Here is a 14,065-nt window from a genome sequence, read left to right as displayed (position 1 = left end):
GACGGCCTATCGTCTCTCGGCGGCGGCGCGCCGCAGGGTTGCTGTATCGGCTATGACCGTATCTTTCTTCTTACCGCCCACCCTCTGCCTGATCAGCATGGATGGGGCGCCCTCGTCCATATGATAATCGTGACACATGGCGCAGCCCGACGGCACTTCGGCGCGGGCGCTCTCGCCGCCGTGACATTCGCGGCAGCTGGCGAGGTCCGGCAGCAGCAGGTCGCTAGCCGCGCCGGACTTCTCCGCCAGGTGGCAGGAGGTGCATTCCTCCGTCTCGTGCGGCTTATGATCGAACCAGCCCTTGTGCATATAGCGCACCGGGAAGGCCACTGGGCGGATGTCGAAGGCGAGCGAGCCGGGCGGTGGCGCGACGACCTGATGACAGTCATAACAGGCACCGCCCTGCGAGAAGACCGCCCGGATCGCCTGGACCGCGCCCACTGAACCGAACGCGCGCCCGACCTGCCCGGGGCGCCGCCGGGTCGCGCCGGCGCGCGGAGCCGGCGAACGGGAGCGATAGAAGTCGCGCAGGTCGGCCACTACCTGCTCCGGCTCGCCATGCCGCAGGGTCCGGATCGTCCCCCCGACCCGATCGAAGGCGAGGCTGTGGCACATGGCGCAGTCCGCCTCCATGTTGACCGGCTGAAAGCGCACGCCGTCGGGCGTCGCGTCGTGGCAATCCTTGCAGACGAGCGCGTCGCCGAAGCCGAAATCGGTCCCCAGGCGCCGCGCCATCTGCGCGACGCCGCCGGTCTTCGACAGATGGAGGTCGTGCGGAAATTTGAGGTTGCTGTCCTCGCGGGGATTGCGCGCGAGCGACGCGCGCCCGAGGACCGGCCGATCGCCGTCCCAGCGGGTGATGAAGGCGGGCTGGAACTCGGGATGGGCGGTGCCGAAATCGCCGGCATTGGCAAGCTCGGTATCCGGCAGCTGTTCCTCCAGCGTCGCGTGGCAATCGCTGCAGAAACGCTGGGCGGTCGGCGCCATTTGGGTCGCGCCCTCATGCTCGGTATGGCATTCGACGCAGCGGCCGGGCGGGATGTCGAACGTTTCCTTGAAGGCGAGCTCGACCTTGCCCCAGGTGGTGAGGCCCGGCTGGGCGCGCGCCAGGCGGAACGGGTCGGCGTGGTCGTGGATGCCGGTGTGGCAATCCTTGCAGGCGGCGTCGGTCACCGCCTCGAACGCCCTTACGTGGCAAGCCTGGCAGTCGTTCTCGAGGGCGGTATGGGCGAGCGACAATTTGCCGCTGGACCACATCTCATCGGCATGAAAGCGCTCGACTGCCTCTTTCTCCTGTTGCCGGTCGATATAGCCCTTGATCGGCCAGGCAAGAAACACGGCGAGCACCACCGCGATGAGCGCCCAGGCGGCCGCACGCTTGCTCGGCATCACCGAGGTGAGCGAGAACATGCCTGCGGACCGGTCCTTGCTCCCTGCTTCCTCGACGCGCGAGATGTCGATCGCGACCTCGGCGCCGGCGGCGGCGGGAAGGACTCGGATCCGGTGGCTGGCGATGCGGATGTCGCCGCCCGCGGGAAGGTCGAACGACCCTTCGGTCGCCTTGCGCCCGTTCAGATCGACATAGAGCCCTTTCTCGGTCCTAACGCTCAGCCGATCCCCGGTTCGCTCGACGGTTGCGTGGTGAAGGGCGACGGCGAGATCGGTCAGGTGGATGTCGCATTCCGGGCCGCGGCCGATCGTTAGTCGGTCGCCTTCGACGCGCGAGGAGCGAACGATCTCGCGTCCTTCGGCGCTGCGCGAAATCTGACGGAGGAGAAAGGTCATCGCGCGCCGATCACCAGTAGAAGAACACGCTGATGATGTGGGCGGTGAGCGCCGCGATCAGCGCGAAGGTGACCGGCACATGGATATAGAGCCAGACCTCGAGCATCGCCCGGAGCTTGAGCTGGCGGCGGATACGGTCGAGCGCCGCGAGCTTGCGCTCCAGGAGGTTCGTGACCGTTTCCAACGCCTCCGCTTCTCTGCCCGATGAAACGGCCAGCCGCTGTTGCAGCTCGCGCAGCGCCCGCGCCGTTCCGCATCTCGGGTAGCGGCCGGAAAGGCGCCGAATCAGGCCCCCACCGAAGACATTGTCGTCGAGCGAAAGGCTGACGATTTCGGTGTCCCCCACGGTGAGCGGCTGCGCGGCGACCTGAAGCTGCCGGTCGAGCTTGGCCACCGCATCGATCATCTGCGGCTTGGTCATCTCGGCGCGATTGTCGCTGAGCTCCTGGGGCAGCGTCGCGTAGACCGAGATGCCGTAGACGCCGGAGGCGATGACCAGCATCATCAACGCATAAGCGAGCGTATGGACGTTCCAGCCGAACTGAAAACCGGTGTGGAGCGTCGCGACTACGATCAGCGACAGGCCGAGATAGACATGGGCCGACGTCCAGGCCTTCAGCGACCACCGTCCACTCGTCATCGCGCGCTTGCGAAGACCGAGCAGGGTCAGCCACAGGATCAACAGCGCTCCGATCGTACCAAGCGTATAACCGAGCCAGCTCCCTCCATTGTGGCGCGGCTGGACATCGGTGAAGGCGTAGACGAGCAAGCTCAGCAGCGAGAGCCCGAGCGTGATTTTCAGCCAGCGGAATCGCTTATGGCGGAGAAAGCCCTCATGGCTCACCCCATCCTTCAGCTCGGTGCGTGATATCCCCCTGCTGGCCATGGTCTAACGCACGATCCCCCTCGCCTTTCTCGCCGTCATCCCGGACTTGATCCGGAATCCATGAACACCGTCCTGACAGGATAGCCGCCGGCAGTGTTCTGGGGTTCCGGCGTTCGCCGGAATGACGAAGGACGGCATTTCATTCCCCCAGCCGCGCCACGGACAGAAACTGTTCCGGCGCGACGCGAATGGCGGCGCCGGTCGGGCAGGCACGGACACAGGCCGGGCCGCCGGAGATGCCGGCGCACATGTCGCATTTGATCGCCTTCTTCGGAGTCTCCGGAGAGACCCGCGCCTCGGTCCATTTCTTGGGCGGTTCGCCAGGGCCGGGGCCCAACCCCGCCAGCATCCAAGCGAGCAGGTTCGGCTTCTTGGGCGGCACCTTGTCCATGCGGATGACGCCATAGGGACAGTTGCGCTGGCAATTTCCGCAGCCGATGCATGTATCGTCGATGAACACCTCGCCGTCCGGGCCGCGATGGATGGCGTTGGGCGGGCAGTCCGCCATGCAGTGCGGATGCTCGCAATGGCGGCAGGAGGTGGGCACATGAAGGTGGGCGTAGGTCTTGCCCGCCTCGCGGTTGAGGCGGGATAGGCCCTCGTGGCTGTCCGCGCAGGCCTTCTCGCAATTGTCGCAGCCGACGCAGAGATTCTCGTCGATGAGGAGGACGTCGGTCGCCTCGCCGATGCCGTTCTCGACGAGGAAGTTGGCGACCGAGGAATACATGTCGACCACGCCCTCGAAACCATCCTTCTTGGACTCGACGAAGCTGGTCAGCGCCTTGCGCGAGGCCATGTCGGTCTCGGCCTTCATCTTGAGCTGCGGCTTCCTGGCGAGCAGTCTTCGGAAGGCGTCGCCGTCGAGCTTGATGACTTCCGACTTGATCGCGGCGCGAACGGTCGCAGTGCGGCGGCCGCCGTCGATCAGCGCCATCTCGCCGACATAGGAGCCCGCCGGGAGATAGGAGAGGAAGACGGGCTTTCCACCGATCGCCTTCTCCACCACCATCGAGCCCTGGCGGATGACATAGATGTCATAGCCTTCTTCGCCCTCGGTGATGATCGCCTCGCCGGCGCGAACGCGCTTGATCTCGGAGGTCTCCAATACTTCGGCAAGATCGTCGGGCATAAGCCCCGAGCCGAACATCTGGAGAAGCTGCCGCTCGGTCGAAATGCGGGTGATCGCACGCTTGGCTGCCGGCACGGTCGCCATCAGTTTCAGCGCGGCCGTCCGCGAAACCTCGACGAGGATGGAGTCCTCGGCGGTCCTTATGGTGGCGCCGCGGCGGCGTCCGGAAATGAGGCCCACTTCGCCGAAGATCGAGCCGGTGCCGATGGGAACGGTGATCGACGGGTCCTTCGGATTGACTTCGACCAGCACCGAGCCGTCCGCGATGGTGAAGAGTGACGAGCCCGGCTCGTTGCGCTCGAATACCAGCGACCCTGCGGGATAGTAGCGAACCTCGCTGTCCAACATGAACTCGCGTATCTGGAGCGGCGACAGCTCATTGAGGATGGTGACGTTGGCACGGAGAAACTCCAGCCACTCGTCGACGGCCTTGCGGCCCGGCAGCCCCCTGAACTTGGCCTCCAGGATCGGCTCGTCCGCGGGCTTCAGCGACCGGTTGCCGTTGATGAACTCGACGACGTCATAGCCCTGGTTCATGCAATGCTTGATCAGCGGATAGCCGGCCAGCGCGCCGATGACGTAGATGCCCTCCTTCGTGCTCTCGAAGCTCGGGTTGAGTTTCGGAAAGGCCTCGCGATCCTCGCTGCTGAATTCGATCCCGCAGCTCTCGACGAAAGCCCTGGGCGCCGCCGACCCCATACGGGCGATGATGCGGTCGCAGCGTATCTTCTGCTCGCCGTCGCGGGTGTCGAGGACCAGCGAGCCCGGCTCCACCTTCGAAGGCGAAGTTTCCGTCATCACGTTGATGCGGCCGCCGTCGCGCGCCTCCATCAGCAGCTTGACGTTGGCACCCTTGGCCCGCGCGAAATCGGCGCCGCGATTGAGGATGGTGACGACATTGCCCTGCTCGGGGTCCGCGGCCAGGCCCAGCGCATTCTCGATGCCGGCGTCGCCCGAACCGATGACGGTGATATGCTCGTCGACATACTCGCCTGGATCGTCGAGCTGATACTGGATGTGCGGCAAATCACCGCCCTCGCAACGCATCTTGTTGGGATTGCCCTGGGTCCCGATGGCGAGGATGACGCTGCCCGCCTGGATCGCTTCGCCACTGGTGAGGGTCAGCGTAAAATCGCCTTTTTCTCCGGTGATCGCCTTCACGTCGGCGTTGAGCATCACATTGACCTTGCGGCCCGCCGCCTGCTCGTCCCAGACGCCCAGCACCTTCTCGCGCTTGCCGGCCTCGAAATCCATGTCCGAGCGCAGCACGAGCTGGCTCGGCGTCGCCATCACGTGCTTGCCCTTCTGATATTTGTAGATGGTGTCGGAGAGATGGTCGGTCTTCTCCAGCAGCACATGGCTGAGACCCAGCTGCGCCGCCCGCGCCGCGGCGCTGAGGCCGGCGGGTCCCGATCCGACAATGGCGATGTCGAATGCCGCGGTCACTTTTCTCTCCCCCCTGCCACCGCGACCCTCGCACGCGTCCCAGGTTGCGCGCGACAATTCCACCGGTGAACAGCTGTCACATACTGTAGCAGCTTCAAGGCCTCACGCCAGACTTGACGGCGATTATTTTGCGAGGGACACCTTCGACTTATGACAGCTTCTTCATCGATCAGGTCGCGCCCGCAAATGGCCACCATTGCCCTGGTGGGGGCCGGCATCATCGCCGCCGCCTCGGCCGGAGTGGCCGTCTACCGCTCGGGAGAGGCTGCCTCCGAGGAAGCCGGGCCGCACGGCAGTGTCCCACCGGACGAGCCCGTTGCCGACGTCGGGACGATGATCGCGGGTCTCGAAGCCCGCCTTGCGCAGGATCCCAACAATGCCGAGGGCTGGCGAATGCTCGGCTGGTCCTATTTCGAGACCGGCGACCTGATGCGCTCCGCCTCCGCCTACCGTCGCGCCGCCGAAATAGAACCTGACAAGGCGGAAAACTGGTCTTCCCTCGGCGAAGCTCTACAGACCGCCAGTACCAGCGTCTCGCCCGAAGCCGAAGCCGCTTTCCAGCGTGCGCTGAAGCTCGACCCCGCGGACGCTCGCGCCCGCTATTTTCTCGCCGTGCAGAAGGATCTCAGGGGCCAGCACGAGGCGGCGATCGGCGACTGGATCGCGCTGCTGAAGGACACGCCGCCCGGCGCGCCCTGGGAAGCGGACCTTCGCCGCACCATCCAGCAGGTGGCGCAGAAGCAGAATATCGACGTCGCCGGCCGACTGCCGTGGGTTTCCCAAGGCTCTGTCGCCACGGCGGCCATTCCCGGCCCTACGGCGGAGCAAATAGCCGCCGCCTCCTCGATTCCACCCTCTCAGCAGGACACCATGGTGCAGGGCATGGTCGACGGCCTGGCCCGGCGTCTGGAGGCCAATCCCAAGGACGCCACGGGCTGGATCCGGCTGATGCGGGCCCGCATGGTACTGGGCGAAACCGACGCCGCTTCGCAGGCGCTACGGTCCGGTCTCGCCGCTTTCGAGGGCGACGCGACGACCACCGCCCAGATAAATCGCGCCGCCGAGGAGCTCGGCGTGCCGCGTGGGAGCTAGGCGGCCTCTCATTGCTTCGGTGATCGGGACTCGTCCCGAAGCCATCAAGATGGCGCCGCTCATAAGGGAGATTGGCCGACGCGGCCGCTTCGATCAGCAGGTCATCCTCACGGGTCAGCACTCCGGGCTGGCTGAGCGTTTCGGCCCCCTTCCCGTGCGCGCCCTCGCCATCGACCCCAGCCACCAGAGCGCCGGCGAAATCCGCGGAAGCATCCATCATGCGCTGTGCGGCCATTTCGTCCGCCGCCGCGCCGATCTGGTCCTGGTCCAGGGCGATACGAACGCCACTTCGCACAGGAACAACACATCGCCCTGATCGAACCGCTCGACTATGAGGGGATGGTCGCGCTGATGATGCAAAGCTGGCTTATCCTCAGCGACGGCGGCGGCCTGCAAGAGGAAGGACCGGCGCTCGGCCGGCCCGTCCTCATCCTGCGCGACGTGAGGGAGCAGGAGGAGGCAATCGCCAGCGGCAGCGCCGAGCTGGGCGGCACCGATCCGGAGCGCATCGTCGCCGCCGTCGCGGCGCTGGTGGCGGACCAAGCGCGATATGCGCGGATGGCCACGCCGGCCTTCCCGTTCGGCGAAGGCGACGCGGCCCAGAGGATCGCCGAGGCCATCGCCGAATTCCTGCTCGAACCGCAGCGCGCCGACCGCCTCTGACCAATCCCCCTTGCACTGCCCGCCGCAAGTCCTATGGCATCGCCGATGATGCCGGACTGGACCCCCTCGAGCTGGCAACGCCATGACGTACGCCAGCAGCCTTCATGGCCGGACGCCGGCGCTCTCGCCGCCGCGACCCGCGAGCTCGCCGCCTATCCGCCGCTGGTGAGTCCGGCCGATACTGACGCCTTGCGGGCCGCGCTGACTCAGGCGCAGGCGGGCCGTGCCTTCCTTCTGCAAGGCGGAGACTGCGCGGAAAGCTTCGCGGAATTCTCACCGGACAATATCCGCGCCAGCCACCGCCTGATCTCCGATATGGCCGACATCCTCACCGCGGCTTCGGGCCTGCCCGTCATTCGGATCGGCCGGATGGCCGGCCAGTTCGCCAAGCCGCGTTCGATCAGCGAGGAGGAGAAGGACGGGCGCGCCCTTCCCGCCTACAGGGGCGACATCGTCAACGGCATCGCCTTCGACGAGACAGCACGCATGCCGGATCCGGAGCGCATGTTCCGCGCCTACAGCCAGGCCACGGCGACGCTTGCGCATCTGAAAAACCTCGCCGCTTCTGAAGGCTCGACCTTTTACACGAGCCATGAGGCGCTGCTCCTGCCCTTCGAGCAGGCGCTCGTCCGCCGGGACGAACACACCGGCCGCTATTACGGAGCGTCGGCGCATTTCCTCTGGATCGGCGACCGCACCCGTTTCCCCGGCTCGGCTCATGTCGAATTCGCCCGCGGCCTCGCCAATCCGATCGGCATCAAATGCGGACCGAGCCTTGATCCCGATACGCTTCGCCGCCTCCTGGACAGGCTCAACCCGGACCACGCGCCCGGTCGCATCACCCTCATCGCCCGCATGGGCCATGACCGCATCGAGGCCGCCCTTCCCCCGCTCCTCCGCTCCGCCGGGCGGGAGGGTCATCCGGTCCTCTGGTCCTGCGATCCGATGCATGGCAACACGATCAAATCGGCCAACGGCTACAAGACCCGCCCGATGGCCCGCATCCTCGCCGAAGTCCGCGCCTTCTTCGCCCTCTGCCCGGCCGAGGGCGCTCGCGCCGGCGGCATTCACATCGAGATGACGGGGCAGAATGTCACCGAGTGCACCGGCGGCGCGGCGGCGCTCACAGAGCAGGACCTTTCCGATCGCTACCACACCCATTGCGATCCCCGCCTCAATGCCGCCCAGGCGATGGAGCTGGCGCAGTTGCTGGCCGACACGCTGCGGAAGCCGAACCGCGGCGCGTCGGCCGCCGCCTGACGGCTTGACAGACTCGCCTCCCGCCTCATATGCGCCGGGCCTCGCCCACGCGGGCATCCGCGTCGGCCCCTTCGTCTAGCGGTCCAGGACGTCGCCCTCTCACGGCGAAAACACGGGTTCGAGTCCCGTAGGGGTCACCAGTGATTTCAATAGCTTAGCCACTCGTTACGCGTTGCAGATCAGTACTTACTGCAAATTTACTGCAAAACCGTAGCAGGATTGCGGTGGATGTTAGCGCATTGTTCTTGGACAAGCGTCGCGCGGAGCAACCTGAACGTGGATTCGCTGATTGGCGCAGGACGAGTGATTCGCATCACTTTTGATCGCCCCCTATAAGGTGAGCCTGCGGCGAGGATTGGCCGCAAGCGGACGGTCAGCTTTGAAGTGGCAGTGCGAGAAACCGGATATAGTAAGGGCTGGTAAGAGTCGTGGACGCACGCGTCTTATTTTCCCAGAGGGCCGCATTTGAGCTGTATAGCGTATCTAGCCTCTCAGCAGCTCGATCGGGCTGCACGTACGTCTTTGGGCGTCAGCTGTCAGCGTCCGCAGCGAGCATCTTTGCCTCAGCTTCCAAGGCGCGCTCGCAGAAGCCACGTAACGCCCAAAGGTGAGCCCTCTCTTCCAACGAGAAGCGGTGCTTGCCGTGGTGCAGGATCCTAGAGCGCAAGCTGTAAATGTCGCGAAAGTCCCTGAGAACCTTCTCTCGATCTGCGTGGCTACGGCCAATCAGGTACGCCAAGCGATTCCCAAGCAACTCTCCAAGGCTCACCTTCGAGGTGTCAGCGTGCTCCCCGCACAGAATCTCAATGCAGGTCATCCGGCGGACATAAGTCAGCGTCTCATCCCGACCCTTGAAGCTGTCGAAAAACCATTCCGCAGCAAGTGCCACGTTCGTCGTGGCAGGCGCCCCAAGGGCAGCGCTAAGATGAATTAGCACCGATTGGAGCCACGGTATCTTGTGCTCCTCAGGATACGATGACTCAAAACTGTTCCAGAGTTTTAAGCCGTCCAACACTCCGGCATCGTCGCCGTCCACGTCCAGACGATCATGAATTCGCCAGTGATCGCTGTCCTTGGTGTGGATGATCCAGAAGCGCTTCGTGGGAAACGCCTTGTACTGTTGCTCGTAGGCGAACAGTTTCAATCCCAGCCCGAGCCCGACGAATCTCCGCAATGCGCGGTTCGCTTCGTCAAACTGCGAGCCTGAACCATAGGGACCGATGTATCCGGTCGCCTCTACTTGGAAGTAAGGCGCGTCGTCGGTCCAATTAAAATCATCAACTACCCCTAGGAACATGCCAGAACGACCGCTGATGCGGTCCATCACCTCTTTATCCTCGTGTTGCGTCGGGTACGCTTCTCGAAAAAAGAGATCACACAGCGCCAGACGTGAACGCCGACCTAGTTGTACGGCCGTTCGGTCCTTCGGAAAGGTCGGAAGCGCGTCGGGAAAATGCATGGTGAGAGTATATTTGTGAGGCAGGCGGTCGAACTCTTCCACGAGTGACTGTGCCAGAGCATCGGTGTCATTGAATCCTTCTATTTCTCCGAGCTTCTTAAGCTTATCCCCGCTCTCATATTTTGAGTCGCGTCTGAGCTCCTCCCGTAGCCGTCCTCCGACGAAGGTCGTCACCGGGGTATCATCGATCCATTCCTCATAGACGACACGTAATTTTCCGGTCTTCGGAATCACCTCTTCTGCCTTGTGCAGCGCCAAGAAGGCGATGAAGGACTCGAGGAACAGCCCGTGGCGGATTGCGAGCGAGGGCAGTGCCTTTTTCAACTCCTCCAATAGCCGTTTTTTAGCTTGAGGGTGCAACATCAGTGCTCTGTCCCCATTATGGCGATGCCGTGCGCGTCGGACTGCGGGCAGCGGAGAGCCGAAGGTAGTCCTCAAGTCGGCCTTGCAGTCTCTTCAGCGTGACACGATCGCTGACGGGTACGTAGAAGGCGCCGTATTTCACTTCCTGGGTGTACGTGCCGCGGATGAGTTGCTGGTGCTGAAAGCTCTCGACTAACCGCCATGTAACGCTGCCTCCGGCGACCCCGGCGCAGTGATAGTAGCGCAGTGGATGTAGCTGCATGTAGAAGCCACCCTTCACTAGGGGCGAAGTGTTGAGCGGCAGCTGGTCCAGCGTGTAGGTGGTTTTTTCCCCTGTGAGATCGTTCGTGTAGCTCACTGGATTGCGGAATGAAGTCGGCTCAATGCCGATGTTGCCCGACAGCGGGCGCGACATGCGCGTGACGAGCGTCAGCCGTAATCGCGCAAGCATCCCGGCCGGGAAGTGGTATTCATCCGGTGGCGAGATGACAACGCCGGACGGCAGTTCGATGGTCTCGGTCCTGCTCCTACCTTCCGCCAGCCAGCGCTGGGGCGCGGTCTGCATCACATCGCCGAGCGTGCGTCCGTCCCCAAGTAGGGTCTTCGCGGCGTAGTAGTTCATCTGCGACGCTTCGGACGGAACGGCGAACCGGCGGCCGTCGGAGTATTCCAGCTCCGCATCCTCGATGACATCGACAAGCGTCGGCTCGCCTATTGAAAGCTGCGGAATCGGGTCGCCCGCGTAGTCCGGGTTGTGGAGACTGATGTACGTCCCGGTCGCCGACAGCGTCGGCAAATTCTTGTCGAACGCGACGGTGAACAGGTCGACGCCGTGGCGCTTAGCCACGGCGACGGCACCTTCCTGGAAGCCTGCCACAGTGACGAACACGGCCTTGCTCGCCTGCTGGTCGCGGGCCTTGGTCACGAACGCCTCGACGTCCTGTGCACTCGCCCGCCGGCTCCGATTCTTGACCTCGACCAGCACAAGGTAGGCAAGTGTGCCCAGCTGGAAGCGAACCACCACGTCGAACTGGCGGCCATTGATGCTCTCGTTCCAAATGACCTCAGCGTCGCCGCTACTGACGGCGTGAATGCCGGCCACTACGCGCTCTAAGTATTCGTCCTCTTTGATCATGCCGTATGATAGCGCAGGATGTTCTTTCGGCTACAGGGGCATTAGCTGCCAAACGTACGGAGCTCTGAGATTGGCAGGATCGTCGCGGAGCGTCGGCTCCGGGCGCTATTCGGAAGCCGCGCCCTCTGGTTTGTCCAACTGCCTGAGGTCTGACATAACCCGATCGACGATCGCGTTGACGGCTATTGTCAGCGCCAGCGGATCAGCTGAACCGAAATAGCTGCGTTGCTGCGCGGGCGTTCTAATGAGGCTAGCCACCAGGATCGGAAGCAGCACAAGCGGGTCGATGGTCATAGGTTCCTTGTCGTTGTGCGCTGCCCGTCGGCGGCGCGTCGCCTTTCCACCATCGCCTCAAGGCTCTTCACCGGAACCAGCGTTATGGCGCCGACTTTGACGATCTCGATCTCACCTTGTGCGATGAGCTCATAGAGTTTGGACCGCCCGATGCCTGTCATGCGACAGGCCTCCCTGATCCTGACGGTGATAGGCTGGGGATTGCTGTCGATCATGCGCCGTCCTCCTTCACGGCTGTGGAGCCGGCAAGTCTGAGTGCACCTCGATTGCTGGCGAGCCGCCGGGCCACCTGGTCCATAAACCGGCGGTAGCGCTGCAGTCCCAACCTGCCCGTCTCTTCGTCGAACGGGGGCTGGTGGGCAACGAGGGTCAGCTGATGCGCGACGAACAGATCGAGCATCTCGGCCATGGCGTTGAGTGTCGCTTCGCTGCGCTGGGCGATGCGCTGCTGACGGTCGAGCCGCGGGCCGAACCGCTCGTCCAATTCATGGCCGGCTTTGCGCTCGAGCCAAGCGCGCAATGCATCGGTCAGGATCGCGGTTTTGGACGCGCCGGGCTTCGCTGCCAAGGCCGCGAGCGTCTCCGACAGGTCATCGGGGAGGTAAAATTGATGGCGGGTCTTGAGTGTCTTCATCGACCAATCCGCTGATCCAGACTATCCGCGATGATGCGACCTCACGCGCCCATTGCGAAGTACCTCGCTGGTGCACGGAGGGTGCATTTCGGTGTCACCATGATCGATTGACGATCGACTGAGAATGGCTCTCACAGGCCATCTTGGGCCGGGTCCGGGCGGGTCCGGCGCGAGATCACGAAATTTCCAGGCCGCGGCTTCGGCTGCGGCCGATCGTCCAACTGACGCCGCCCTCACGCATGATCCCCGCCACCTCCCGGCCGATCGAGCGTTCGAGCACCGGCCGCCACGGCACCAATGTAAACTCCCTGCTCTTCTCGATGAGCGCATATTTGCCGTCGCTCAATTGCACCGGGCGGCGATAGATGCCCTCGACGGGCTGCCCCGCCCTCGCCTCGGCGAACGGCAGTCCCAGTTCTGCGCTGAGCTGGCCGACGACGCGGCACAGCTCGCGCTGATGGAGAGTGGCCAGCAGGTTGGACCGCAGTCGGATAGCCTCCCCCTCCCCCACGGCCAGCTGCTGCTCGATCAGCCATTGCCGGCGCAGATCCAGCGCCTTGCGGACCTCGGCGCCATAGCCGCGCCCGGTCGGGATCGGATTTGCGCTGGTCAGCTCCCGGTCGAGCCAGGTCGCCCCGTCATGGCGGACCAGCTCCGCGAGCGGTCTATCGGACAGTATCTCGATCGCGACCGGCTTGTCCTTCGCCCTGGCCCTCTCATAGACCTCGACCCGAGCGAGATGATCGGCGGAAATCGCCCAGCTGCCATCCGGCCGGCGCTCGACGCCGGCCGTGCCCCGCCGGATCGCTTCCAGACGGCGCACGTGTGTCTTGGCGAACGCCTCGCTGGCGGAAGGATCGTGCTGCAAGTGCAGGTCGACGCTGTAGAGGCCGTCATGGGCAGCAGCGATCTCGACAACGGTGCGGTCGACCGCGCGCACTTGGATGCGCGTGGGTGCGACCCGCACCAGGCTCCGGTCCGGCGTGGCGGGTGCGTCGATCCCGATGTCGACACAATGGCTGAGCCCGTCCACGCCATCGACGATCAGATACTGGCGGTCGGCATGCTCGTCCGAGAGGCCTCGCGCCACCACTTTGCCGACGACCGGCAGCGCTTGGGCAGGATCGTAGATGGCATAGTCGGTCGGCGCCCGCTCGGGGAGGCGCTCGGTTATCGCGCGCTGCATCGTACGGATGATATCGCCCCGCTCGCCTATGCGGCGCAGCGTCTGTTCGAGGCCGGGATCGAGCCGCCAGAGCCCCCTTCTCTCCTCATGGGCGAGCCCCATGCGCCCGAGCGTCTGCAGGCGACCCGCGCGCAGCGACTGCTCGACCCCATCGCGATGGGCGGGACGGACCAGCCCGTCCTCGGCTTCGCGCAGCAGGCGCCGGTCGATGGTCGTGAACCGCTCCTGCTCGACCTCGCGCAGCTTCGCGCGCAGGATTTCCTGGGGCGAGCGGGGCCCCAAATCCAGGTCGACCAGTTCGGCGGCGCGGGCGCGCAGGCCGTGGGTCATATACTCGCGGGCGATGATAAGGTCCTTGCCTTTATCGTCCTTACCCCGAAGCATGACATGGGCATGGGGATGGCCGGTGTTGAAGTGATCGACGGCTACCCAGTCGAGGCTGCTCCCGAGGTCCTGGCTCATCTGCTTCATCCAGCGCCGGACGAGGGGTTTGAGGTCGTCATATTCGGCGCCGTCTTCGGGCGCGACGATGAACCGGAACTGGTGACGGTCGCCCTGCCCGCGTTCCAGGAACGCGCGGCCATCGGCGCGATCCGCATCGGCGCCATAGAGCGTGCCGCGCTCGCCCTCGCGGGTCGTACCGTCGCGCTGGAGATAGCGCAGATGCGCCAGTGCTGCCGCCTGGCCCTTGCCACCCAGCTTCACGATACGCGCCTTCACCACGACACGCCGG

Annotated in this window: 13 protein-coding genes and 1 tRNA gene; 5 read left to right on the top strand and 9 right to left on the bottom strand. The window is 64.5% G+C overall.

Translation table 11 applies throughout. From position 1 onward, the window contains the following. Positions 1-6 precede the first annotated feature (6 nt). The 3 genes from VIR62_RS07945 to VIR62_RS07935 form a co-directional block, all read right to left on the bottom strand. Positions 7-1,785 carry a cytochrome c3 family protein gene (locus VIR62_RS07945; protein ID WP_431870203.1) on the bottom strand — a complete coding sequence of 593 codons (1,779 nt, stop codon included), beginning with the start codon at positions 1,783-1,785 and terminating at the stop codon, positions 7-9. Between the two features lie 10 nt (positions 1,786-1,795). After that, on the bottom strand, positions 1,796-2,671 hold the full coding sequence (locus VIR62_RS07940) for a hypothetical protein (protein ID WP_431870201.1): 876 nt from the start codon (positions 2,669-2,671) through the stop codon (positions 1,796-1,798). 139 nt (positions 2,672-2,810) lie between these two features. Further along, the gene (locus VIR62_RS07935; RefSeq protein ID WP_431870199.1) at positions 2,811-5,246 is read right to left on the bottom strand and encodes a cyclic nucleotide-binding domain-containing protein; all 2,436 of its coding nucleotides are present in this window, start codon (positions 5,244-5,246) and stop codon (positions 2,811-2,813) included. Between the two features lie 186 nt (positions 5,247-5,432). Here VIR62_RS07935 and VIR62_RS07930 point away from each other — a divergent pair, with 186 nt between their 5' ends. The 5 genes from VIR62_RS07930 to VIR62_RS07910 all read left to right on the top strand — a co-directional run bounded on the left by VIR62_RS07930 (position 5,433) and on the right by VIR62_RS07910 (position 8,401). Further along, entirely contained in the window at positions 5,433-6,338 is a 906-nt protein-coding gene (locus tag VIR62_RS07930; RefSeq protein ID WP_431870198.1) for a TPR domain-containing protein, read from the top strand. Between the two features lie 49 nt (positions 6,339-6,387). Next, positions 6,388-6,654 carry a hypothetical protein gene (locus tag VIR62_RS07925; protein WP_431870197.1) on the top strand — a complete coding sequence of 89 codons (267 nt, stop codon included), beginning with the start codon at positions 6,388-6,390 and terminating at the stop codon, positions 6,652-6,654. A 35-nt stretch (positions 6,655-6,689) separates the two neighbouring features. Beyond that, positions 6,690-7,001 (top strand): UDP-N-acetylglucosamine 2-epimerase, encoded by a 312-nt coding sequence (locus VIR62_RS07920; protein ID WP_431870195.1) that lies wholly within the window; start codon positions 6,690-6,692, stop codon positions 6,999-7,001. Between the two features lie 45 nt (positions 7,002-7,046). Beyond that, the gene (locus VIR62_RS07915; protein WP_431870193.1) at positions 7,047-8,261 is read left to right on the top strand and encodes a 3-deoxy-7-phosphoheptulonate synthase class II; all 1,215 of its coding nucleotides are present in this window, start codon (positions 7,047-7,049) and stop codon (positions 8,259-8,261) included. A gap of 64 nt (positions 8,262-8,325) precedes the next feature. Beyond that, a tRNA-Glu gene (locus VIR62_RS07910) sits at positions 8,326-8,401 on the top strand. A 389-nt stretch (positions 8,402-8,790) separates the two neighbouring features. Here the strand turns inward: VIR62_RS07910 and VIR62_RS07905 are convergent. From VIR62_RS07905 to rlxS, 6 genes are all read right to left on the bottom strand, one after another. Continuing rightward, positions 8,791-10,083: a hypothetical protein gene (locus tag VIR62_RS07905; RefSeq protein ID WP_431870191.1), complete on the bottom strand. Its 1,293-nt coding sequence runs from the start codon at positions 10,081-10,083 to the stop codon at positions 8,791-8,793. Between the two features lie 16 nt (positions 10,084-10,099). Next, on the bottom strand, positions 10,100-11,218 hold the full coding sequence (locus tag VIR62_RS07900) for a restriction endonuclease (RefSeq protein WP_431870189.1): 1,119 nt from the start codon (positions 11,216-11,218) through the stop codon (positions 10,100-10,102). A 105-nt stretch (positions 11,219-11,323) separates the two neighbouring features. Further along, positions 11,324-11,512, bottom strand: a complete 189-nt coding sequence (locus VIR62_RS07895) for a hypothetical protein (RefSeq protein WP_431870187.1) — start codon at positions 11,510-11,512, stop codon at positions 11,324-11,326. Next, the gene (locus VIR62_RS07890; RefSeq protein ID WP_431870185.1) at positions 11,509-11,727 is read right to left on the bottom strand and encodes a helix-turn-helix domain-containing protein; all 219 of its coding nucleotides are present in this window, start codon (positions 11,725-11,727) and stop codon (positions 11,509-11,511) included. Before VIR62_RS07890 ends, VIR62_RS07895 begins: the two co-directional genes overlap by 4 nt. Next, the gene (locus tag VIR62_RS07885) at positions 11,724-12,146 is read right to left on the bottom strand and encodes a ribbon-helix-helix protein, CopG family (RefSeq protein ID WP_431870183.1); all 423 of its coding nucleotides are present in this window, start codon (positions 12,144-12,146) and stop codon (positions 11,724-11,726) included. Before VIR62_RS07885 ends, VIR62_RS07890 begins: the two co-directional genes overlap by 4 nt. 175 nt (positions 12,147-12,321) lie before the next feature. Then, positions 12,322-14,065, bottom strand: a 1,744-nt coding sequence (rlxS, locus tag VIR62_RS07880; RefSeq protein ID WP_431870182.1) for a relaxase/mobilization nuclease RlxS, incomplete at its 5' end; no start/stop codon positions are given.

Source organism: Allosphingosinicella sp. (genome assembly GCF_036570505.1).
GTDB lineage: Bacteria > Pseudomonadota > Alphaproteobacteria > Sphingomonadales > Sphingomonadaceae > Allosphingosinicella.
Note: the sequence above shows the minus strand (reverse complement) of the source record. Positions and strands in the feature narration are given on the sequence as shown.

Bases quoted from the DNA above. Each gene is read 5' to 3' on its own strand.
- VIR62_RS07945 (WP_431870203.1), bottom strand. From the start codon at position 1,785: ATGACCTTTCTCCTCCGTCAGATTTCGCGCAGCGCCGAAGGACGCGAG.
- VIR62_RS07940 (WP_431870201.1), bottom strand. From the start codon at position 2,671: ATGGCCAGCAGGGGGATATCACGCACCGAGCTGAAGGATGGGGTGAGC.
- VIR62_RS07930 (WP_431870198.1), top strand. From the start codon at position 5,433: ATGGCCACCATTGCCCTGGTGGGGGCCGGCATCATCGCCGCCGCCTCG.
- VIR62_RS07925 (WP_431870197.1), top strand. From the start codon at position 6,388: ATGGCGCCGCTCATAAGGGAGATTGGCCGACGCGGCCGCTTCGATCAG.
- VIR62_RS07920 (WP_431870195.1), top strand. From the start codon at position 6,690: ATGATGCAAAGCTGGCTTATCCTCAGCGACGGCGGCGGCCTGCAAGAG.
- VIR62_RS07915 (WP_431870193.1), top strand. From the start codon at position 7,047: ATGATGCCGGACTGGACCCCCTCGAGCTGGCAACGCCATGACGTACGC.
- VIR62_RS07905 (WP_431870191.1), bottom strand. From the start codon at position 10,083: ATGTTGCACCCTCAAGCTAAAAAACGGCTATTGGAGGAGTTGAAAAAG.
- VIR62_RS07900 (WP_431870189.1), bottom strand. From the start codon at position 11,218: ATGATCAAAGAGGACGAATACTTAGAGCGCGTAGTGGCCGGCATTCAC.
- VIR62_RS07895 (WP_431870187.1), bottom strand. From the start codon at position 11,512: ATGACCATCGACCCGCTTGTGCTGCTTCCGATCCTGGTGGCTAGCCTC.
- VIR62_RS07890 (WP_431870185.1), bottom strand. From the start codon at position 11,727: ATGATCGACAGCAATCCCCAGCCTATCACCGTCAGGATCAGGGAGGCC.
- VIR62_RS07885 (WP_431870183.1), bottom strand. From the start codon at position 12,146: ATGAAGACACTCAAGACCCGCCATCAATTTTACCTCCCCGATGACCTG.